This window comes from Gottfriedia endophytica, assembly GCF_017814275.1.
Classification (GTDB): domain Bacteria; phylum Bacillota; class Bacilli; order Bacillales; family Bacillaceae_G; genus Gottfriedia; species Gottfriedia endophytica.
Window position 1 is genome coordinate 524,997 of record NZ_JAGIYQ010000001.1, and the last position, 20,806, is coordinate 545,802.

The following is a 20,806-nucleotide window of genomic DNA, read 5'->3' on the forward strand; positions in this document are numbered from 1 at the left end:
CTCTTAATAGTATAACTTATAGTATCCCTTTATGTCCTGTACAAATCACTCCGCGAGCAGCCTCAACAGTAATAACTTGACCATTTACTAATACGTTTGTTGCATTTGCAACTCCAACAACAACTGGAATTCCTAAGCTAACTCCTACTACTGCAGCATGACTAGTTAAGCCACCTTCTTCAGTAATAATTGCACTTGCTTTTTCAATTGCTGGCATCATTTCTTTATCAGTAGCATGAGTCACTAAAATGTCTCCATCAGACATTTTTGCTAACGCTTCTTCAGCAGTTCTTGCTACAACCACTTTACCAGTAGATGATTTACGACCAATTCCTTGACCTTGTACAAGAACAGCACCTACAACGTGAATTTTCATTAAGTTTGTCATACCTGTTTCACCAACTGGAATACCTGCAGTTATAATGACTGTATCACCATTATGAACAAAGTTTGCATTTTGAGCTGAATTCATAGCACTTTCAAGCATTTCATCAGTTGAATTTGCTTTCTCAGTCATTGATGTTTCAACACCCCATACTAGCGCTAAACGACGGTTAATACGCTCATCATGCGTAATTGCTAAAATTGGTGCTTTTGGACGATATTTCGAAATCATTTTAGCAGTGTAGCCACTTTCTGTTGGTGTAATAATTGCTGCTACTTCTAAGTTTAGAGCAGTTGCAGCAACTGATTGACCAATCGCATCAGTTATTGTACCTTTATTTTCTTTTTGACGTTTAGCATATAGCTCGTCATATTGAAGGCTTTTTTCCATACGAAGTGCAATTGAATTCATCATTGCTACTGATTCCACTGGATAAGTTCCTGCTGCTGTTTCACCAGAAAGCATGATTGCATCCGTTCCATCTAAAATTGCATTTGCAACGTCACTTGCCTCAGCACGAGTAGGACGTGGATTACGTTGCATTGAATCTAACATTTGAGTAGCTGTAATAACAGGTTTTCCTAATACATTACATTTTTTAATTAATGATTTTTGAACTAATGGTACTTCTTCTGGTGGAATTTCAACACCCATGTCACCACGAGCAACCATTAAACCATCAGAAACTTCAAGGATTTCATCAATGTTATCAATACCTTCGTGATTTTCGATCTTAGAAATAATATGAATGTGGCCTGCATTATTTTGACCAAGTAATTCACGAATTTCAAGTACATCGGCTGCTTTACGAACAAACGAAGCTGCAATAAAATCAACGTCTTGTCCAATACCGAAAATGATATCGCTAACGTCTTTTTCAGTAATACCAGGTAGATTTACACTAACATTTGGTACGTTAACACCTTTTTTGTTTTTTACAAGTCCGCTGTTAAGTACTTTTGTATAAATTTCATTACCATCAATTTTTGTTACTTCAAGACCAATTAATCCGTCATCAATTAGAATATGTGATCCAACGCTAACGTCATTTACTAATCCCTTATATGTAACAGAAAATTTTTCAGCTGTTCCTAGTACTTCTTCAGTTGTAATAATAACTTGTTCACCAGTTTTTAATTCAGCCTGACCGTTTTCAAAGTCATTTGTTCGAATTTCAGGACCTTTTGTATCTAAAAGAATCGCAACAGTTTTACCTACTTGCTTTGATGCTTCACGGATATTTACAATTCTTGCAGCGTGCTCTTCATGACTACCATGAGAGAAATTTAATCGAGCAACGTTCATCCCTGCATTCATTAATTCTACTAATTTTTCAATTGTTTCACTTGCTGGACCAATTGTACATACTATTTTTGTTTTACGCATGTCATACCTCCAAAATTATATAAAGCCCATACCTGTTTGTATGAAGAAATTTATTTTACTATATTTTTATCTTTTTGCATTAGTTTTATTAACTATAGAAACTTGATGAAAACGTTTGTCTAAAAAATCACATATTATTATATTGAAAGTTCTTGAGATAATGTATACATCCCTTTATCAATTGTATGTTTTTTAGCTAACGCTTCAATAATATCATGATCAACTAATTGATTATTTTGGATACCTACGCAGCGTCCACCTTTTCCTTCCATCAATAACTCGACTGCATACGCTCCAAGACGACTAGCTAATACACGATCAAACGCACTTGGAGAACCACCACGTTGTACATGTCCTAAAACTGTAACACGTGTATCAAAGTTTGTTCTTTCCTTAACAATTTTCCCTATTTCAATCGCACTGCCAACACCTTCAGCAACAATAATAATACTGTGCTTCTTGCCTCGTTCAGCTCCACGATTTAATTTAGAAATTACTTCATCCATATCATAATTCACTTCTGGAATTAGAATCGTTTCAGCTCCATCAGCTAATCCAGCCCATAAAGCCAAGTCTCCTGCATTTCTTCCCATTACTTCGATCACATATGTAAATCCATGAGAAGTAGCAGTATCACGAATTTTATCAATCGCATTAATAATTGTATTTAAAGCCGTGTCAAAGCCTATTGTAAAATCAGTTCCAGGGATATCATTATCTATTGTTCCTGGTACTCCAACACAAGGGAAACCATGCTCAGTTAATTTTTTTGCCCCTTGGTAAGATCCGTCCCCACCAATAACGACTAAACCTTCGATACCGAATTTTTTTAATTGTTCAATCCCTTTTTGTTGTCCCTCTAATGTTTTAAATTCTGGGCAACGAGCTGTAAAAAGATTTGTACCACCACGATGAATAATATCTCCAACTGAACCAATCTCTAGTTTCTCAATATGTCCATTAATTAGTCCTGTATAACCACCATAAATACCGTAGACTTCTAGACCATTAAAGATTGCTTTACGTACAACAGCTCGAACAGCAGCATTCATCCCTGGTGAATCTCCACCACTGGTTAATACTCCTATTTTTTTCATTATGTATCACCTCGGTATGTATTTACATAAATAACTTAATCATTTAAATAAGTTACCATGAACTGAGATTTTAAACAATAGTGATCTTGTGAACATTTTCTTAAACTTTTATTTACAAATTTAAGGATTTCCTTATTTTAACAATCAAGTAAAATAAACACACTATTCAGTTAAACACATAATTTCATTTCATAAGTTATATTCTCTTTAAAAGGCTGTTTTCGTATACATTAATGCGTTAGTTGATTACAACTCCAGGATGCTCCCTTTCCGTGGGGCGTGAGCTGAGCCTCCTCGTCGCTATCGCTCCTGCGGGGTCTCAGCCTTCCCGCTATTCCCACAGGAGTCTCGCACCTTCCATTGTAATCAACTTCTGTCTTTAAAATAAAACTATCAAAAGCAACAATCTTTTAGAAAAAAAACATCCATACTAATAAAATTCGTACCGTAGCCCATGAAAATTAGGAATTCATCCTATAATGATTGTCTTTTAAGATGTTATATTCAGCGTAGCCCTTTAAAAAAATCTTTCATTGAAATTGTCATTTCTGTATATTTTTATCCCAATTAAATAAATGCATACAAAATAAAAAATAAGAGCACAGTTACAAGTCCTGTTTCCACGCTCTTATTATTCCCTATATTTACCTATTACTCGTACGAAATTTGACCTATTTTTGAAAATTTTTCATATCGTTGCTCAACTAATTCTTCTTGAGAAAGATGTAAAATCTCCTTTAGCGACTCATATAAGTAACGATCAATATTCTCAGCTTGTTGGCCTACATCGTTTTGCGCGCCGCCTTTTACCTCAGGAATAATTTGATCAACTACACCAAGTTCATATAAATCTGGTGCTGTAATCTTCATTGTTTCAGCTGCTTTTCTAGCAAGTGAAGCATCTTTCCAAAGTAAAGCTGCAGCTCCTTCAGGTGAAATTACAGAGTATGTGGAGTTTTCAAGCATTAATAATTTATTACCGATACCAATTCCTAAAGCTCCACCGCTTCCACCTTCACCAATTACGATACAAATAATTGGTACTCTTAAACCTGCCATTTCAAACAAGTTTCGTGCAATAGCCTCGCTTTGACCACGTTCTTCAGCTGCTTTACCTGGATAAGCACCTTTCGTGTCAATAAACGTAATAATTGGACGATTAAATTTTTCAGCCTGCTTCATCAAACGGAGAGCTTTACGATACCCTTCTGGATGTGGCATACCAAAATTTCTACGAATATTCTCTTTTGTATCTTTTCCACGTTGGTGTCCAACAATCGTGACAGGTAGACCATGAAACATTCCTATACCTGATACAATCGCAGCATCATCACCATATAATCTGTCACCATGACACTCAAAGAAATCTGTAAATAAACGACTAATATAGTCTAGTGTTGTTGGACGTTCTGGATGACGTGCTACTTGCACACGATCCCAAACACCCATATTACCGTAAACTTCAGTTTCTAGTGCTTTTAAACGTTCTTCTAAACGATTTATTTCTTCACTAAAATCAACGTCGTGTTGATGAGTATATTCTTTTAATTCATCTATTTTTGATTTAAGCTCTAGAATTGGCTTTTCAAATTCTAGCATCACCATTATTGTAAGACACCTCCCTCGTGTAAGGTTAAGATTGTATATAATTTAGATTTCATTTCATTTCTTGGTAGAACTGCATCTAATTGACCATGGTCTAACAGAAATTCTGCTGTTTGAAAATCTTCTGGTAATTCTTCACGTATCGTTTGTTCAATAATTCGGCGTCCTGCAAATCCAATTAAAGCGCCTGGCTCTGCAAAGTTAAAATCTCCTAGTGATGCAAAACTTGCAGAAACTCCTCCAGTTGTTGGATTCGTCATTATTGAAATAATTAGGCATCCATTCTCACTATGTCGTTTTAATGCCGCACTAGTTTTCGCCATTTGCATTAGGCTAAGTATACCTTCTTGCATTCTTGCTCCACCAGAAGCTGTAAAAATAATAAAAGGTAAAAATTCTTCAGTTGCACGTTCAATCGCACGTGTTATTTTTTCACCCACAACTGATCCCATACTTCCCATACGAAATCTTGAATCCATAATAGCAATAACAACTGGCAAACCATCAATAGTACCTTTTCCAGTCACAATCGCTTCATTCAAATCAGTTTTTTTACGATCACTTTCTAGCTTTTCTATATAGTCAGGAAATTTCAGTGGATTAGCTGAAATCATATCTTTATCAAATTCAACAAATGTATCTTCGTCAATAAGTGATTCAATTCTTTCAAATGCAGACATTTGATGATGAAAACCACAACCATTACAAACCTTTAAATTTTTTTGTAATTCTTTTGTGATTGAAATTTTTTTACATTTAGGACATTTAGTCATAACGCCATCAGGCAAATCAGACTTCATTACTTCTGAAGGTACAGCTGCATATTTCTTCTTTTTAATAAACAGATCTTTAAGCAACCTCTTTCCTCCTCACATTTTAAACAATAGTTGTCTTCTAGAATACTATAAAAATTATACGTTTTTTGTCAACAGTTGTTATTTTTTAACATACAAATTTCGACAATTACTGAATTGTAAAGAAAAATAGTAATTCTCTAATACAACCCGTACAGAGAATTACTATTTCAATATATTTTATTGTCTATTTAATCAATGCAAGTTTTTTTGTTTTTTCTTCAATTTCTTGAGGGTCTACTTTAATGCGTGCAACGCCTGTTTCCATTGCTGCTTTTGCAACGCTTGCTGCAACTTTTGGCGCTACTCTAGGATCAAAAGGAGCTGGAATAATATAGTCTGGTCTTAAATCCTCTTCGCTCACTAAACTAGCAATCGCCTTTACTGCTGCAACTTTCATTTCCTCGTTAATATGTGTTGCTCTCACATCAAGTGCTCCGCGGAATATTCCTGGGAATGCTAACACGTTATTTATTTGATTAGGATAATCACTTCGACCCGTTCCAATAATTAAAGCACCTGCTTTTTTCGCATCTTCTGGCATAATTTCAGGATCTGGATTTGCCATCGCAAAAATAATTGGATTTTCATTCATTGACTCAACCATTGCACTTGTCAATGCACCTTTTACAGATACGCCAACGAATACATCAGCACCATTCATGATGTCACTAAGAGTACCCGCAATTTTTTCTTTATTCGTGTATTTCGCAACTTCATCTTTAACAGGATTCATTCCTTCAGGTCTTCCTTCGTAAATTGCACCTTTTGTATCACACATAATAATTGTACGAACACCAAAATGATAAAGAAGTTTAATGATTGCGATACCTGCAGCACCTGCTCCATTGATAACTACTTTAATATCCGCCATCTTTTTATTAACAATTTTTAAAGCGTTTACTAAACCAGCTAGTGTTACAATCGCTGTACCATGTTGATCGTCATGAAATACAGGAATATTTGTTTCTTTTTTCAAACGTTCTTCAATGATAAAACAATTTGGTGCAGCAATATCCTCTAAATTAATGCCACCAAAAGTAGGCTCTAAAAGTTTTACTGTTTGAATAATTTGCTCTACATCTTGTGTATTTAAACAAATTGGAAATGCGTCTACCCCTGCGAAGCTTTTAAATAACGCTGCTTTTCCTTCCATAACAGGTAATGCAGCTTCTGGACCAATATTCCCTAATCCAAGAACGGCTGATCCATCAGAAACTACACCAACCATATTACCTTTCATTGTATATTCGTACACACGATTTTTTTCTTCATATATTTCCTTACAAGGCTCAGCTACACCTGGTGAGTATGCAAGACTTAATTCCTTTGCATTTGTAACAGGTACCTTTGAAACTGTTTCTAGCTTTCCTTGATGAACTCTATGCATGTGCAATGCTTCTTCACTTAATAATGACAAACTTTCCACTCTCCCTATTATCTAACAGTTGAAATGCATTCAACCTAAATAAAGTTGTCTTTACAATGTTGATGAATTAGATGGTTGTACCTATCATTTATTGTTGGACAACCCTCATTTAGTTTAATAATAAATGATTTTACCAAAAAAAGTCTATGGCTTTAATACGACATTTTCTTGTCCGACTAATTGTTTTAAGTGTTCTAAGCAAGAAATTGTAGGATTTACGCAGTATTGACTAGACAATTGGACCGCTCTTTTTTCTTTCTCGTAATACAATATTACCTTCGTATGACCTTTAAATTGTGTTAAGGCTTTTTGTATTGTATAGGAAATCGATTTTTCGAAATCTGAAGGAATTTTAATAAACAATGTATATTCCAATTGGCGTACTTGATCTTCAAGTTTTTCAATCGAAAACACTTCATCTATAATTAATTGTTTTCTTTCATCTTTTTGATCAAACTTCCCACGAATCGCTACAACTTCTTTTGCATGTAATAACTGGCTATATTTTTCGTATGAACGTGGAAAAATAATCGCATCTACAGCAGTGCTCTGATCTTCAATTTCTAAAAAAGCCATTTGTTGTTGTTTTTTTGTTTTGCTAACTCGAACATTCTTAATATAGACAAAACAATACCCTTTTTGAGATGAATCTATCATAAGCTTAGCCAAAGGAACTCCATTTAATTCCTTTATTAACTTATCATATTGGCTTACTGGATGACCTGATAAATAAGTACCTAAAACTTGTTTTTCCATTTCAAGTTTCACGACTGTATTCAGAGGATCAACTAGTATGAATGATGGTTTAGGAACAAAATCTTCATCTAAAAAGAAATCCATTTGATCTTCATTCTCTGGCCTGACAATTTCAACATAATCAAAAATCGTATCAATGTTTGCTAAAAAGATTGCTCGATCGAAATGAAATTCATCGAAACATCCAGCAAATATTAAGTTTTCAATATTTTTTCTATTTATCGCTTTCGAAGATACTTTAATACACACATCAGTAAAATCAATATAAGGTCTCTTTTGAACAATTTCTCTTACTGTCGCCATACCAATATTTTTGATTGCTAATAAACTAAATCGTATCGAATCGTTTTCTACTGTAAAGTTAAAATCACTTTTATTGATTGAAGGAGGAAGGATATGAATCCCCTTCATTTTAGCCTCCCCAACATAACTACCTATTTTACTGTCGCTACCTATTACACTTGAAAGTAATGCTGCGTAAAATTGAACTGGATAATTGGCTTTTAAGTATGCTAATTGATAAGCAATCATACTGTATGCTACCGCATGGCTTCGGTTAAATCCATAGTTAGCAAATTGAACAATTAAATCATATACCTTATTTGCCAATTCTTCATTATATCCCTTTTTTAGCGAGCCGTTTACAAAATGAACACGTTCTTCATCTAAGACTTCTTTTTTCTTTTTACTAACAGCTCTTCGTAATAAATCAGCCTCACTTAAAGAAAATCCTGCTAATTGATAAGCAATTTGCATGATCTGTTCCTGATAAACAATTACACCATATGTTGTCTCAAGAATCGGTTTTAAATCTTCATGTACATAATTTACTTCCTCTAGTCCATGCTTATATTGAATGAACTTAGGGATTTGTTCCATTGGACCTGGACGATACAAAGCATTAACTGCCACAATATCTTCTAATTGATTTGGCCTAAGTTGCTGTAAGACACGACGCATCCCTTGAGATTCTAATTGGAAAACACCGGATGTATCACCTTTGCTAAGAAGTTTAAACGTTTTTTCATCCGTTAATGGTATTTTCTGTATGGATATTTTTTCTTTCGTCGTTTGTTCAATTAATGAACAGACCTGCTCAATTAGCGAAAGATTTCGAAGTCCTAGAAAATCCATTTTTACCATTCCTAATTCTTCAAGAACCTCGGCCGGATATTGAGTTATATAAATGCCATTATTTCCTTCTTCCAGTGGTACATAATTTGTAAGTGGTTGCTCACAAATAATAACTCCTGCTGCATGTATTGATGTATGCCTTGGTAGCCCTTCAATTCGACTTGCAATTTCATAGATTTTTTGATGAAGGCTAGACTGCTCGACATGATGTTTAAATGCGTTAGAACTTTCATATACTTCCTTTAATGAAATCCCAACGGTTGAAGGGATTAACTTTGAGAACCGATCAATTTCACTCGGGGTAAGCCCCATAACCCTTGCAATATCACGAATAGCTGCTTTTGCTCCGAGTGTACCAAATGTAATAATTTGGGCAACATGAACATCACCATATTTCGTAGCGACATACTCAATCATTTCATCACGACTATGATCTGGAAAATCGATATCAATATCAGGCATTGAAATACGTTCTTCGTTTAAAAAGCGTTCAAACAACAAATTATATTGAATTGGATCAACATCTGTTATACGTAACAAATAAGCAACTAATGAACCTGCTGCAGATCCACGTCCTGGTCCAACAAGTATTCCTTGCTCATGAGCATACTTAATGAAATCCCAAACAATTAAAAAGTAATCATCAAATCCCATTTTATGTATGATGCTCAGTTCTTTTTCTAATCGATCTTTATGCTGCTCAGTGATTGTTTCGTATCTCCCGGTTAGTCCTTTTTCACAAAGATTTTTTAAATACTCTTCAGTTGTATAACCTTCGGGAACAGTATATTTCGGAAGTAATGATTGATGAAAAGGTAGTTCTAGTTCACACATGTTTGCTATATTCACTGTATTTTGAATAGCAGTCTCCTCACCAGAAAATAAAGCTTGAAGTTCTTCTTTTGATTTAAAGAAATATTCATGTGTTCTTAGCTTCGGACGCCCTTCATCTGAAAGCTTCGTTCCATTTTTAATGGAAAACAAACAATCTTGTAACAAGGCATCTTCACGCTGAATATATCGAACGTCATTTGTAACAACAAGTGACAAATTTAGTTGATCCTGTAAATTTTTGATTGATGAATAAAGTTTTTTCTCTTCAGGGATTCCGTGATCTTGAATACTAACAAAGAAATCTTTAAATATACCTCTATAAAAAGAAAGAAGCTCCATCGCTTTATCTTCTTTGTCCTCGATTAATGCTTGTTCAATTTCCCCTTCGAGTCCAGGTGTAACTGCGATGATACCGTCACTATATGGCGATAACCATTTTTTTGGAACACCACTAGGTGACTTCGTTCCAATAATACTCGTTAATTTCACCAAATTTCTGTATCCATTTAAATTTTTTGCTAGTAACAATAATGGATGGCTGTTTTCATATGTTTCTTCGTTCTCTATGATTGAAAGCTTAACACCAATGATTGGCTTAATTCCTTGTCTTTTACAGGCATGGTAAAAAGGAATTGCACCGTACATGACATTTTCATCTACAATTGCTAACGCAGTTTGCTTTTGATTAACTGCTGATTGAACTAACTCTTCAATTCTGCATGCACTTTTTAATAAACTAAACGAACTTTGCACCTGCAAATGAACGAAACTCATATACTTCCCTCCCACCTTATGTTTATTTTATATATATCTATTTTATCACAAAAAGCGAACTTACATTCTGTTTTTAAACTTTGTTGCTATTTAGAATGGATTAGTTGATTACAACTCCAGGTTGCTCGCTTTCCGTGGGGCGTGAGCTAAGCCTCCTCGGCAAGCCTGCGGGGTCTCATCCTTCCCGCTATTCCCACAGGAGTCTCACACCTTCCATTGAAATCAACTTCTGTCTTTAAATTTAAAAATTTCAAAAGCAACAATCTTTTAGAATAGAGCATTTAGAAAAAAGTTAATTTTAATAATTCGCTCATCATACAGTATACACTTTGTCCATATAAATGTAGAAGAAGGAGTGATGTGTGTGGAATTGAAACTGCCCTTTATCCCTACATTGATTACAACATATTTTATGGCACTTGGCATTTTGATAGGTGGCTCTATTATTGGAGCAATTGGATACTATATGGTTGGTCAACCTCCATTGAGCAGTATGTTCGATCTATCTCAAAAGCTACGTATATGGGCAATTGTCGGTGCAGTAGGTGGTACTTTTGATACTTTTTATAGCTTTGAAAAAGGGCTGTTCCAAGGGGAAATCATTGATTTTATTAAACAAATCTTTTTTATCGTTGCTGCAATGGGGGGGACTCATACTGGTACTGTTATTATTCAATGGTTAACAGGGGAGCATGTTTAATTATGAAAGCACCTCCTGAAAATATTTCTCCCCGCTGGGCAATTTTCTTTGTAGGTGTTTTTTTTGGTGCGGTTATTAGTTGGTTATTTTTCATATATAATTATGGGATTACAGAAGAACAACAGGTTCGTAACATTGTAAAAATGCAAAAGGAAATAGATGATCTTAATCGACATCACGCTTTATTAAGCGAAAACCAAGAAAGATTAAATAAGGAAAATAAAAAAAATTTAACGATACAAGAGATTAAAATCCAAATAACAAATACATATCAATATAAACTTAATAAATTCACTGCCTTATTGCTTGAAAATGACGTTAAAAATGATTTAAGCCATCTGATAACACAGGACATTCGAAGCGTCGCAATGAACAAAGAGCTTTTACGTAGAGCCATTGAAAATAAAGTCTATGAAAAGGATGACAAGCGATATAAGTTGGAAATACAGACGATTTATTTTGATACGGTCCTAGAGATTACGTTAAAAATCCGGACTGTTTCATAGAGTAAATTCCTATTTGTAAAAAAGCCAATCAAACTTTATTTTTCGTTTGATTGGCTTTTCTATTTTATAGATTTTAGAATTGTTGGCACACTCTTTTAAGCTCTTTAACTACCTCTTCAGCTTCTTCCCATGAGCTTACACGAGCTCCTGAAGCAAGTGGATGTCCTCCACCATTAAATTTTGCAGCAACATCATTAATTGCAGGTCCTTTTGAACGTAAACGTACTCTAATCACATTCTCTTCTTCTAAGAAGATGACCCAAGCTTTAATTCCTTTGATGTTCCCTAACGAACTAACAGCTAAAGATGCTTGTTCTGAAGTAACTCCATATTCTTTCATTAATTCTTTCGTAATATTGATATGTCCAACACCTTCCTCTGTTAACGAGAAATTTTGAAGGACGTAACCGTTTAAGTGCGCCATATCAATTGATGTTTCGTACATTTTATCAAATAGTTCTGTAAAGGAAAAATTCTTCTTCACTAAAGCACTTGCCGCTGCAAATGTACGTTCAGTTGTGCTAGGAAATAAAAATCGTCCTGTATCTCCTATAATCCCTGAGTAAAGTAAACGAGCTACTTCATCAGTTATGATAAGTTTTCCATTACTTGTATCAACAAGTTCATAGATTAGTTCACTTGTTGAACTAGCTGTCGTATCAACCCATAGAACATCCCCATATGGTTCGATATTTGGATGATGATCAATTTTTATAACCTTTTTCCCTGTATTGTAGCGTACATCATCTACTCTCTCAGTATTTGCAGTATCACATACAATGACTAAAGCTTCTTGATAGATTTCATCTTTTATTTGATCCATTTTATGTAAATATTCTAATGACTCAGGAATCTCACCCACTACATACACTTTTTTCTCAGGATATCCAGCTTTAATCGCTTCAGCTAATCCGCATTGTGATCCAATTGCATCAGGGTCTGGACGAACATGACGATGAATAATAATCGTTTCAAATTCATGAATATCTTTTACTATTTGATCTTTCATAAAACAAATCTCCTTAAAAATAAAAATTTTTGAAATATAGTAAACAAAACGATAGAATAGAGATAAAAGTTCATTTCAAGGGGTTGAAAACTTTCATGGATAGTATTGCTATGATCATACTAGTTTCATTTATCTTTTTTATATTTTATGTTACAAAATATTTCTTTACAAGCGAACTACTTCAAAAAAGAATTGTTGGTTCTAAAATAAGATTAGTTTTTGGTATTTTTATGACACTATATGGAATCAATCAGCTTTTTGTAAAAGTTGAATTAGTGACCGTAATGGTTGGCGTTCTTTTCGGTCTATTTGGAATTGCAAATACTTATAGAGGATTCCAACAGCTCAAGCATTATAAAGCTATCGAAGCAAAGCAAACAGCATAATAAAATAAAGAGGCTTTCTTATCAAAATTTTTAGAAAGCCTTCTTTGTTTTATATAGTGTTTATTTATTATCGGTCTAGTAGCTGCACCATCATAAGTGCTTTTCCTACTAGAGAGCCTTGTTGAAATACTTCTACATCTACTTTTCCAAACTTCCTACCGACTTCAAGAACCTTTGGTTTTATTTCAATTACTTCGTCAATTTGAACAGGTTGAACAAAATAAATTGTAATGTTTTCAACGATTAAATCGCCTTTTTTAATTGCACGAACCGCTCGATTTCCTGCTTCTGTCACTATGGTAGTGAAAACACCATGTGATAAAGTTCCGATCACATTCGTCATTTGTGGAGTCACATTACATCTGATTACAAAATCGTCTGCTTTTTGTTCTTTTTCATTATGAAATTGACTCGTAATAATATCATCAATAGTTTCCCCAACTTGCGGCTGTCTTTGAAGCTGTTGCAGTGCTTCTAAAACATCCATTCGACTAATAATTCCTAGTAGAATGTTAGATGAATTAATAACTGGTAGAAGTTCAATACCTTCCCATACCATCATTCTTGCTGCTGCGGCAACAGACATTTTTTCATTTGCACAAATTGGATGACGTGTCATTACTTTTTCAATTTTTTGAGTTCGTTGTTCTTGCATGATATCCTTTGAGGTAACAATCCCAATCAACTTACCTTTTTCATCGACGACAGGATAACGACCATGTCCAGTCTGATCATGGTAATCATACCATTTTTCTACGGTGTCATCTTTTGACAGCGTGGCAGTTTTTTCAAAAGGAATTAAAATATCTTCTACTAGAACGATGTCTTTTTTGATTAATTGATCGTAGATGGCCCTATTAATCAGTGTGGCAACGGTAAATGTGTCATAACCAGAAGAAATGATTGGCATCTTCATTTCGTCAGCTAAGCGCTTAACACTTTCATCTGTATCAAAACCACCAGTAATTAAAACCGCTGACCCTTCTTTTAATGCTAGTTCATGTGCTTTTACACGGTTACCTACAATTAACAAATTATCTGCATTAATATAACGCATCATAGCATCTAATTCCATTGCGCCAATAACAAATTTATTAAGTGTTTTATGTAAACCTTCTTTTCCCCCTAATACTTGTCCATCCACAATATTTACAACTTCAGCAAATGTAAGTTTTTCAATATTTTCTTTTCTTTTTGTTTCGATACGGATTGTTCCAACACGTTCGATTGTACTTACATAACCTTTATTTTCCGCATCTTTAATTGCCCTGTAAGCAGTCCCTTCACTTACACTTAAATCTTTTGCAATTTGTCTAACTGAAATTTTATGTCCGACAGGTAATTGTGCAATATGATCAAGTATTTGGTCGTGTTTTGTCACTTCTTTCACCATACTTTCAATCGTACTTTTCTTCTTATTATAACAAAAAAAAGCACGCAATAACGTGCTTAATAAGACCTTTTCATCACTTTATTATGCTTTTTAAGTTGATTTTCAGCATTTTTCTTTCTTACAGATTGCTTATCGAAGAGAATGAAAAGATTGCTAACTAAAAAACACCCTAAAATAAATAGCCATACCGCACCAAATAATCCTTGAAGTGAATATATTTCAAAAGGAAGCAACTTAGTGAATTGTAATAGTAACAAACAGCCAAGTAATAGCTTAACGAGTGCAAATATCTTCATTGTTCATCACCCTTCATATACGTTTTAACTATATATATGACGGTGAAGAAAATTGTAGACACGTCCGTTACTTTAAGGTAATCGTACTATTTGCCTCCATTACAAGTCCGTTCTTATTTTCTAATTTTGAAATAAATTCATTTGGATCATTTTGAATTGGTGGGAAAGTATTGTAATGCATCGGAATGACTTGTTTTGCATTTATCCATTTTGCTGCAACAACAGCATCATCAATTCCCATTGTAAAATGATCACCGATTGGTAAAAATGCTACATCAATATTTTCTAATTCACCAAGTGTTTTCATCCCTCTATATAGAGCTGTATCACCAGCATGATAAATGACTTTTTCATCCATAGTCACTAAATATCCGACAGGTGGTCCAACGTTAATAATTACTTGTTTTTCATCATCAATAATACTTGATCCATGTATCGCTTCAACAAGTTTTACTTTTCCAAACGGTAATTTAGTTGATCCACCAACATGCATTGGCATTACTTTAGCACCTTGCCACTCTAGCCAAGCTGCTAATTCAACAGGGGCAATTATAACAGCATCATTTTGCTTTGAAAGTTCCACTGCATCTCCTATATGATCAGCATGACCATGCGTGACTAGAATTGTATCCACTTTTATATCTTCTACTTTAATCGATGTATGGGGGTTCCCATTAATAAATGGATCAATAATGATAGAATGATTTTCATTTTCTAATAGCACTACACTATGTCCTAAATAAGTAATTTTCATAAATAACACTCCTTTTTACTATATTTTCCAATATACTGACGGATTTTACAATTCTATTTAAATCCCTTAAAAATAATCACACTATTTTACTATTTTTATAAACAAATGGTAAAATATATAGGTAAACTATATTAGAACGAGTAAATCGTTTAACTGGGGGGATGTTTTTCATGGAACACCGAATTCAGAAATTATCAGCATGGTTAAAGGAACAAGACATTCAATTAGGTTTCATTACTTCAAGTGAAAATGTTTTTTATTTAACTAATTTCAATTGTCATCCTCATGAAAGATTACTTGCTTGTCTTGCATTTCCAAATGAAGAACCAATTCTTGTTTGTCCACAAATGGAAGAAGAAAACGCTAAAAATAGCGGATGGAAATATGGAATTATTTCATTTAATGATAGCCAAGATCCTTGGGCAATGATTAAAGAAGCACTAGCAAAACGAAATATTTCTATTAATCGTTTAGCTATTGAAAAAGAACATTTATTAGTTCAACGTTACGAAGTGTTAACTAACCTTTTCCCAGGAGTACAATTTGTTGCAGCTGAAGAAAAATTACATGACCTTCGCTTAATAAAAGATCAAGAAGAAGTACGCCGCATGCAAGTTGCAGCAGAAGCAGCAGACATGGCTGTTAGCATGATTGTTGACCGCATTGCAGAAGGCAAAACTGAAATGGATTTAATTGCTGAAATGGAATTTGAAATGAAGAAAAAGGGTTTTTCAAAAACTTCATTCAGCACATTAGTATTAACTGGTGCTAATTCTGCACTACCACACGGAAATCCTGGTACAAACCCAATTAAAAAAGGGAACTATGTACTAATGGATTTAGGATTCATTGTTGATGGATATTGCTCTGATATCACTCGTACTGTTATGTTTGGTGAACCAAGCGAGCAACAACGAGAAGTTTATGAAACAGTATTAAAAGGACAATTAGCTGCCATCGAAGCAAGTAAACCAGGTGAAATGCTTGGAAACGTTGATCGTGCAGCACGTCAAATCATTACAGATGCTGGATATGGTGAATACTTCTTACACCGCATTGGACATGGCTTAGGGATCGGAATCCATGACTATCCATCATTAAATGACCAAAACACAGGTATTATTAAACCAGGTATGTCATACACAATTGAACCAGGTATTTATTTACCAAATGTTGGCGGTGTACGTATTGAAGACGATATCGTCATCACTGAAGATGGTGCAAAAATCTTAACAAAATTCCCTAAAGAATTGATTATTCTTTAATTTTTAAAACGACTGTCCACTATAATTGTTGGATAGTCGTTTTTTATTTATGCTTTTAAAAAAGGCTGTTTTCGTATACATTGTTACTTTTTTAGAATGCGTTAGTTGATTACAACTCCAGGTCGCTCCCTTTCCGTGGGGCGTGAGCTGAGCCTCCTCGGCAAGCCTGCGGGGTCTCAGCCTTCCCGCTAATCCCACAGGAGTCTCGCACCTTCCTTTGTAATCAACTTCTGTCTTTATAGTTACAGAACCTTATATCAACAATCTTTAAAAAAGAGCCTTTAAAAAACAACAACAATCCTCATAAAAGAGAGCCTATAAATATAACTAACATTCATTAATTTATATCAGATTAACTGATGATCGGTGTTTCTTTCTTTTCTGTCCAGTCTAAAATAAAGCTTTTTGGCGTGGATTTAAGTTAACTGGTAGCTCCGACTTCTTAAAAAATTTATGTTCTCTACTTTCATGTCCCTCTTGCTTTAAATGACCGCCAAAATAGTTAGTCCTAAATATTATTTGAATACTAAAAGTTTTATCTTTATTCGGATATTCAACAAAACACTTTTCTCCAGAATAAATTTCAAATAACTCTAGATTACTAATTTCAAAACCAGTTTCTTCTAAAGTTTCTCTTTTCGCAGTTTGTTCAAATGACTCTCCTATCTCCATTATCCCACCTGGTATACACCAATTATCTTCATCTGTGCGATGTTGTAGCAATATCTTGTCATTATCTACAATAATCACCCCACAACCAACTGTAAAAAGTGTCTCATTACCAATCAGTTTTCTCATCGTTTTAATGTAATTCATTAATAATTTTCCCCCACTAATTTTGATACCATTTTTTATTTCTATAAAGTTTAAATTTTTCCTTCAATGGTATTTCATGAAATTTGTAAATTAAGAGGGAAAAATTTTATGAAACAAAATAAAAAAACATCCTTCATTTCTGAAAGATGTTTTTTCTTAATTATTATTTAGCTACAGAAGTTCCTTGTAAAAGAGTTGTAGCATCTTTGAATTCTAAACCATGAGCTTCTGCAACTGCTTCATAAGTTACATAACCATCTAGTGTGTTAATACCTTTTATTAGAGCTGCGTTATCTAAGCAAGCTTTTTGGTAACCTTTGTTTGCAATTTGAACTGCGTATGGTACTGTTACGTTTGTTAATGCAATAGTAGATGTACGAGGAACTGCTCCTGGCATATTTGCTACTGCATAGTGTACTACTCCGTGCTTCTCATAAGTTGGGAAGTCATGAGTTGTGATGCGGTCTGTTGTTTCGAAAATACCACCTTGGTCGATCGCAATATCAACAACAACTGAACCGTCTTCCATTGACTCAATCATTTCTTTTGATACAAGTTTTGGAGCTTTAGCACCTGGAATTAATACTGCACCAATTACTAAATCAGATTCTTTTACTGCTTCTGCAATGTTAAATGGATTTGACATTAAAGTCGTAATATCATTACCAAAAATATCATCTAATTGACGTAGACGATCTGGGTTTAAATCAATGATTGTAACGTGAGCACCAAGACCAATAGCTACTTTAGCAGCATTTGTTCCAGCAACTCCACCACCAATGATTGTTACTTTTCCACGACGAAGACCAGGTACGCCACCTAATAAGATACCTTTTCCGCCTTTGTTTTTCTCAAGGAATTGTGCACCAATTTGTGCAGACATTCTACCAGCAACTTCACTCATTGGAGTAAGTAGAGGTAAAGTATTTCCTACTTGAACTGTTTCGTAGGCAATTCCTACTACTTTCTTCTCAGTTAAAGCTTGTGTTAACTCTGGCTCTGGAGCTAAGTGTAAGTAAGTAAAAAGAATTAATCCTTCTTTAAAGAATCCATATTCACTTGGAATTGGCTCTTTTACTTTCATTACCATGTCCATGTTCCAAGCTTCTTCAGCTGTTGCAACAATTTTTGCTCCAGCGTTTACATATTCTGTATCTGCAAAACCTGATCCAAGACCAGCACCTGTTTCAATAAATACTTCATGACCATTAGATATTAAGCTAACAACTCCAGCTGGTGTCATTGCTACACGATTTTCATTATTTTTTACTTCTTTAGGTACACCAATACGCATGTCATTTCCCCCCGAAATGCTTTTCAAAAGTTAATTTTGAAAAATTATTGAAAAGTTTTTAATTTACCTTTGTTTTGAACAATTTCATAATAACATATTTATTTTTACTATTAAAGTCCTATATGAAAACGCTTAATTTTAAAAATAAATAGAATTTTTTGTTGGATATTATTCTAAAAAACTTTTCGTTTTATTATATGTAAATTACCTCAGTTTATTTCGCATCATTTATTGGCAAATGACGATGCTTATGAATAACGTCCAGGCCACCAGTAATCTCAATTACATCTCCTGTAAGTAAATCTGAATTTTCATTACAGAGAAATAAAATTAATCGAGCAATATCTTCACCTGTTCCTGACCGACCAATAGGCGTTTTCCGAGTATCCTCCCTACCTTTCGATTCAGCAATTGATGCTTCTTTCATTTCACCAGCAATATCTCCTGGGCAAATCATATTCGATGTAATACCATACTCCGCTTCTTCATATGCAATCGTTTTAGTTAATGAAGCAAGCCCTACTTTTGCTGCACTAAAAGCTGAACGATAAATCCATCCAGATGAAGAATTCGCTCCTTGAAATCCATAATTCACAATTCTACCGAAGTGCTGATTTCTCATAATCGGAATGACTTCCTTTAAAAAATAAAACACACTATTCAAGTTACCATTTATTATGTATTCCCATTCCTCATCTGTATACTCAACCAGTTTCTTTCGTTCAAAAATATAAGGTCCTGCATTATTAATCAAACAATCAATTCGCCCAAAACGTTCCATTGTTTTTGTAACGACCTGCTTAATAAACGATTTATCTGTGATATCTCCTTGGAAAAACGCAATTTTATGTAAACTCTCTTTCCATTCTTCTTTCAATTTTTCAACTGCATGCTCGTCTTTAAAGTAAGTTATTGAAACAGAATACCCATTTTGTAAAAATGCTTCTGTCACTTTCTTACCTAAGCCCTTTGTGCCTGCTGTTATAACAGCATGTCTCATTTTCTTCTCCCTTTCACTTTAATGTGATTTTGGTTTATTTTATTTTACACAATTTTTCCAATAAAGTGGTCCCTCAAGCTTCAAATTTAATTCACATTATTGTCAAAAACCCTTTAACAAATAATTAAAAAAAGTCGTAAAATAAAAAATAGATAATAGATTATTACCTAGGGGGAATGGATATGAATACTCAATATCAAAATATCTTACTAGCTGTAGATGGATCTAAGGAAGCAGAATATGCTTTCAAAAAAGCAATAACACTTTCTTTACAAAACAATGCCCATTTAAAAATATGTAACGTAATTGATACGAGCATTATGACAACTACTACATTTGACAGCATTAGTCTTACAGTGTCTGAATCTATGTTAGATTATGGAAAAAAATTAGTAAGTAATTATGTCGATTTAGCAAAAGAGCAAGGTGTAACAAATGTTAGTGGATTAATCGAACAAGGGAATCCTAAAACGATCATCTCAAAAATAATAGCACCTAAACATAATATCGATTTAATTATTTGTGGGGCTACTGGATTAAATACAATTGAACGTTTACTAATTGGTAGCGTGTCTGAACATATTATTCGTTATGCATCTTGTGACGTATTAGTCATTCGAAACAATAACGACTAATTTTTACAAAGCTGTACTAATTTATTCCCTCTCCTCTAAATTCAGTATAAAATATATTTAGAGGGGGTAGGAATGTGGTTAAACAATATTTTACTTATGATGAGCGCCTTGGAATAAACCTTCCTAGCTTACAAAGCGACTGGGAAGACTATCCATTTATGGAACAACAAAGAATTCTAACACACTGGGAAACAATAAGAGGAAATATCCCAGATCGAATTCAATACTTAGAAAAAAATATTAATGCTAAACAAGAAGAATTAAACAATGAAAATGATTTTTTAAAAAGCTGTCACCTAAACAGTCAAATAGCTTCTCTAGCCTCAATAATTAATGACCTATGGATCTGGTTCAGAAGTAACCAAACAGTAACAGAAGCAAAAATGCATAGCTAAGAGCAGGAAACAAGAACAGGGAACAAGATCAGGAACTAGGGAATAGGATCTAGGAACTAAAACCTAAATCCTAAGGACTAGAGCCTGGAAGCCTGTATCCTGG

The 20,806-nt window shown here is 34.2% G+C and carries 19 protein-coding genes; 6 read left to right on the forward strand and 13 right to left on the reverse strand.

Going from position 1 to position 20,806, the window contains the following annotated elements; genetic code table 11:
* Positions 1–16: 16 nt before the first annotated feature.
* The 6 genes from pyk to J5Y03_RS02495 form a co-directional block, all read right to left on the reverse strand.
* Positions 17–1,771, reverse strand: coding sequence for a pyruvate kinase (gene pyk / locus J5Y03_RS02470; RefSeq protein ID WP_209402093.1), 1,755 nt, complete (start codon positions 1,769–1,771; stop codon positions 17–19).
* A gap of 137 nt (positions 1,772–1,908) precedes the next feature.
* Positions 1,909–2,868, reverse strand: a complete 960-nt coding sequence (pfkA, locus tag J5Y03_RS02475; RefSeq protein WP_209402094.1) for a 6-phosphofructokinase — start codon at positions 2,866–2,868, stop codon at positions 1,909–1,911.
* Between the two features lie 651 nt (positions 2,869–3,519).
* A complete protein-coding gene (gene accA, locus J5Y03_RS02480; protein WP_245208690.1) occupies positions 3,520–4,473 on the reverse strand; it encodes an acetyl-CoA carboxylase carboxyl transferase subunit alpha in 954 nt (317 codons plus the stop codon).
* The gene (gene accD, locus J5Y03_RS02485; RefSeq protein WP_209402096.1) at positions 4,473–5,330 is read right to left on the reverse strand and encodes an acetyl-CoA carboxylase, carboxyltransferase subunit beta; all 858 of its coding nucleotides are present in this window, start codon (positions 5,328–5,330) and stop codon (positions 4,473–4,475) included. Before accD ends, accA begins: the two co-directional genes overlap by 1 nt.
* A gap of 184 nt (positions 5,331–5,514) precedes the next feature.
* Positions 5,515–6,747 (reverse strand): NAD(P)-dependent malic enzyme, encoded by a 1,233-nt coding sequence (locus tag J5Y03_RS02490; protein ID WP_280849229.1) that lies wholly within the window; start codon positions 6,745–6,747, stop codon positions 5,515–5,517.
* 153 nt (positions 6,748–6,900) lie between these two features.
* The gene (locus J5Y03_RS02495; protein WP_209402098.1) at positions 6,901–10,254 is read right to left on the reverse strand and encodes a DNA polymerase III subunit alpha; all 3,354 of its coding nucleotides are present in this window, start codon (positions 10,252–10,254) and stop codon (positions 6,901–6,903) included.
* Between the two features lie 358 nt (positions 10,255–10,612).
* Between J5Y03_RS02495 and J5Y03_RS02500 the strand changes: the two genes are divergently transcribed.
* On the forward strand, positions 10,613–10,954 hold the full coding sequence (locus tag J5Y03_RS02500; RefSeq protein WP_209402100.1) for a YtrH family sporulation protein: 342 nt from the start codon (positions 10,613–10,615) through the stop codon (positions 10,952–10,954).
* Positions 10,955–10,956: 2 nt separating this feature from the next.
* Positions 10,957–11,460 carry a sporulation membrane protein YtrI gene (ytrI, locus tag J5Y03_RS02505; protein WP_209402102.1) on the forward strand — a complete coding sequence of 168 codons (504 nt, stop codon included), beginning with the start codon at positions 10,957–10,959 and terminating at the stop codon, positions 11,458–11,460.
* A gap of 73 nt (positions 11,461–11,533) precedes the next feature.
* On the opposite strand, the gene J5Y03_RS02510 is transcribed toward ytrI, so the two are convergent.
* Positions 11,534–12,469, reverse strand: coding sequence for a DHH family phosphoesterase (locus J5Y03_RS02510; protein ID WP_209402105.1), 936 nt, complete (start codon positions 12,467–12,469; stop codon positions 11,534–11,536).
* Between the two features lie 95 nt (positions 12,470–12,564).
* On the opposite strand from J5Y03_RS02510, the gene J5Y03_RS02515 reads away from it, so the two are divergent.
* Positions 12,565–12,855 carry a YtpI family protein gene (locus J5Y03_RS02515; RefSeq protein ID WP_209402106.1) on the forward strand — a complete coding sequence of 97 codons (291 nt, stop codon included), beginning with the start codon at positions 12,565–12,567 and terminating at the stop codon, positions 12,853–12,855.
* Between the two features lie 67 nt (positions 12,856–12,922).
* On the opposite strand, the gene J5Y03_RS02520 is transcribed toward J5Y03_RS02515, so the two are convergent.
* From J5Y03_RS02520 to J5Y03_RS02530, 3 genes are all read right to left on the reverse strand, one after another.
* Complete coding sequence (locus J5Y03_RS02520) at positions 12,923–14,248, reverse strand: DRTGG domain-containing protein (RefSeq protein ID WP_209402115.1); 1,326 nt, start codon at positions 14,246–14,248, stop codon at positions 12,923–12,925.
* A gap of 56 nt (positions 14,249–14,304) precedes the next feature.
* Positions 14,305–14,544: a hypothetical protein gene (locus tag J5Y03_RS02525; protein ID WP_209402117.1), complete on the reverse strand. Its 240-nt coding sequence runs from the start codon at positions 14,542–14,544 to the stop codon at positions 14,305–14,307.
* Positions 14,545–14,611: 67 nt separating this feature from the next.
* Positions 14,612–15,298: a metal-dependent hydrolase gene (locus tag J5Y03_RS02530; RefSeq protein ID WP_209402119.1), complete on the reverse strand. Its 687-nt coding sequence runs from the start codon at positions 15,296–15,298 to the stop codon at positions 14,612–14,614.
* A gap of 170 nt (positions 15,299–15,468) precedes the next feature.
* Between J5Y03_RS02530 and J5Y03_RS02535 the strand changes: the two genes are divergently transcribed.
* Positions 15,469–16,563 (forward strand): M24 family metallopeptidase, encoded by a 1,095-nt coding sequence (locus J5Y03_RS02535; protein WP_209402121.1) that lies wholly within the window; start codon positions 15,469–15,471, stop codon positions 16,561–16,563.
* Between the two features lie 390 nt (positions 16,564–16,953).
* On the opposite strand, the gene J5Y03_RS02540 is transcribed toward J5Y03_RS02535, so the two are convergent.
* The 3 genes from J5Y03_RS02540 to J5Y03_RS02550 all read right to left on the reverse strand — a co-directional run bounded on the left by J5Y03_RS02540 (position 16,954) and on the right by J5Y03_RS02550 (position 19,673).
* Positions 16,954–17,379 carry an NUDIX hydrolase gene (locus tag J5Y03_RS02540; RefSeq protein ID WP_322099536.1) on the reverse strand — a complete coding sequence of 142 codons (426 nt, stop codon included), beginning with the start codon at positions 17,377–17,379 and terminating at the stop codon, positions 16,954–16,956.
* A 163-nt stretch (positions 17,380–17,542) separates the two neighbouring features.
* On the reverse strand, positions 17,543–18,673 hold the full coding sequence (ald, locus tag J5Y03_RS02545) for an alanine dehydrogenase (protein WP_209402123.1): 1,131 nt from the start codon (positions 18,671–18,673) through the stop codon (positions 17,543–17,545).
* Positions 18,674–18,887: 214 nt separating this feature from the next.
* Complete coding sequence (locus J5Y03_RS02550; RefSeq protein ID WP_209402125.1) at positions 18,888–19,673, reverse strand: SDR family oxidoreductase; 786 nt, start codon at positions 19,671–19,673, stop codon at positions 18,888–18,890.
* A 182-nt stretch (positions 19,674–19,855) separates the two neighbouring features.
* On the opposite strand from J5Y03_RS02550, the gene J5Y03_RS02555 reads away from it, so the two are divergent.
* Together J5Y03_RS02555 and J5Y03_RS02560 are read left to right on the forward strand one after the other, a co-directional pair.
* Positions 19,856–20,308 (forward strand): universal stress protein, encoded by a 453-nt coding sequence (locus J5Y03_RS02555; RefSeq protein WP_209402127.1) that lies wholly within the window; start codon positions 19,856–19,858, stop codon positions 20,306–20,308.
* Positions 20,309–20,382: 74 nt separating this feature from the next.
* Positions 20,383–20,703 carry a hypothetical protein gene (locus tag J5Y03_RS02560; RefSeq protein WP_209402130.1) on the forward strand — a complete coding sequence of 107 codons (321 nt, stop codon included), beginning with the start codon at positions 20,383–20,385 and terminating at the stop codon, positions 20,701–20,703.
* Positions 20,704–20,806 lie beyond the last annotated feature (103 nt).

Coding starts and splice junctions, on each gene's coding strand:
- pfkA (WP_209402094.1), bottom strand. CDS start 2,868: ATGAAAAAAATAGGAGTATTAACCAGTGGTGGAGATTCACCAGGGATG.
- J5Y03_RS02540 (WP_322099536.1), bottom strand. CDS start 17,379: ATGAATTACATTAAAACGATGAGAAAACTGATTGGTAATGAGACACTT.
- pyk (WP_209402093.1), bottom strand. CDS start 1,771: ATGCGTAAAACAAAAATAGTATGTACAATTGGTCCAGCAAGTGAAACA.
- ytrI (WP_209402102.1), top strand. CDS start 10,957: ATGAAAGCACCTCCTGAAAATATTTCTCCCCGCTGGGCAATTTTCTTT.
- J5Y03_RS02515 (WP_209402106.1), top strand. CDS start 12,565: ATGGATAGTATTGCTATGATCATACTAGTTTCATTTATCTTTTTTATA.
- J5Y03_RS02550 (WP_209402125.1), bottom strand. CDS start 19,673: ATGAGACATGCTGTTATAACAGCAGGCACAAAGGGCTTAGGTAAGAAA.
- accA (WP_245208690.1), bottom strand. CDS start 4,473: ATGGTGATGCTAGAATTTGAAAAGCCAATTCTAGAGCTTAAATCAAAA.
- J5Y03_RS02520 (WP_209402115.1), bottom strand. CDS start 14,248: ATGGTGAAAGAAGTGACAAAACACGACCAAATACTTGATCATATTGCA.
- ald (WP_209402123.1), bottom strand. CDS start 18,673: ATGCGTATTGGTGTACCTAAAGAAGTAAAAAATAATGAAAATCGTGTA.
- J5Y03_RS02495 (WP_209402098.1), bottom strand. CDS start 10,254: ATGAGTTTCGTTCATTTGCAGGTGCAAAGTTCGTTTAGTTTATTAAAA.
- J5Y03_RS02530 (WP_209402119.1), bottom strand. CDS start 15,298: ATGAAAATTACTTATTTAGGACATAGTGTAGTGCTATTAGAAAATGAA.
- J5Y03_RS02555 (WP_209402127.1), top strand. CDS start 19,856: ATGAATACTCAATATCAAAATATCTTACTAGCTGTAGATGGATCTAAG.
- J5Y03_RS02535 (WP_209402121.1), top strand. CDS start 15,469: ATGGAACACCGAATTCAGAAATTATCAGCATGGTTAAAGGAACAAGAC.
- J5Y03_RS02525 (WP_209402117.1), bottom strand. CDS start 14,544: ATGAAGATATTTGCACTCGTTAAGCTATTACTTGGCTGTTTGTTACTA.
- J5Y03_RS02510 (WP_209402105.1), bottom strand. CDS start 12,469: ATGAAAGATCAAATAGTAAAAGATATTCATGAATTTGAAACGATTATT.
- J5Y03_RS02500 (WP_209402100.1), top strand. CDS start 10,613: ATGTGTGTGGAATTGAAACTGCCCTTTATCCCTACATTGATTACAACA.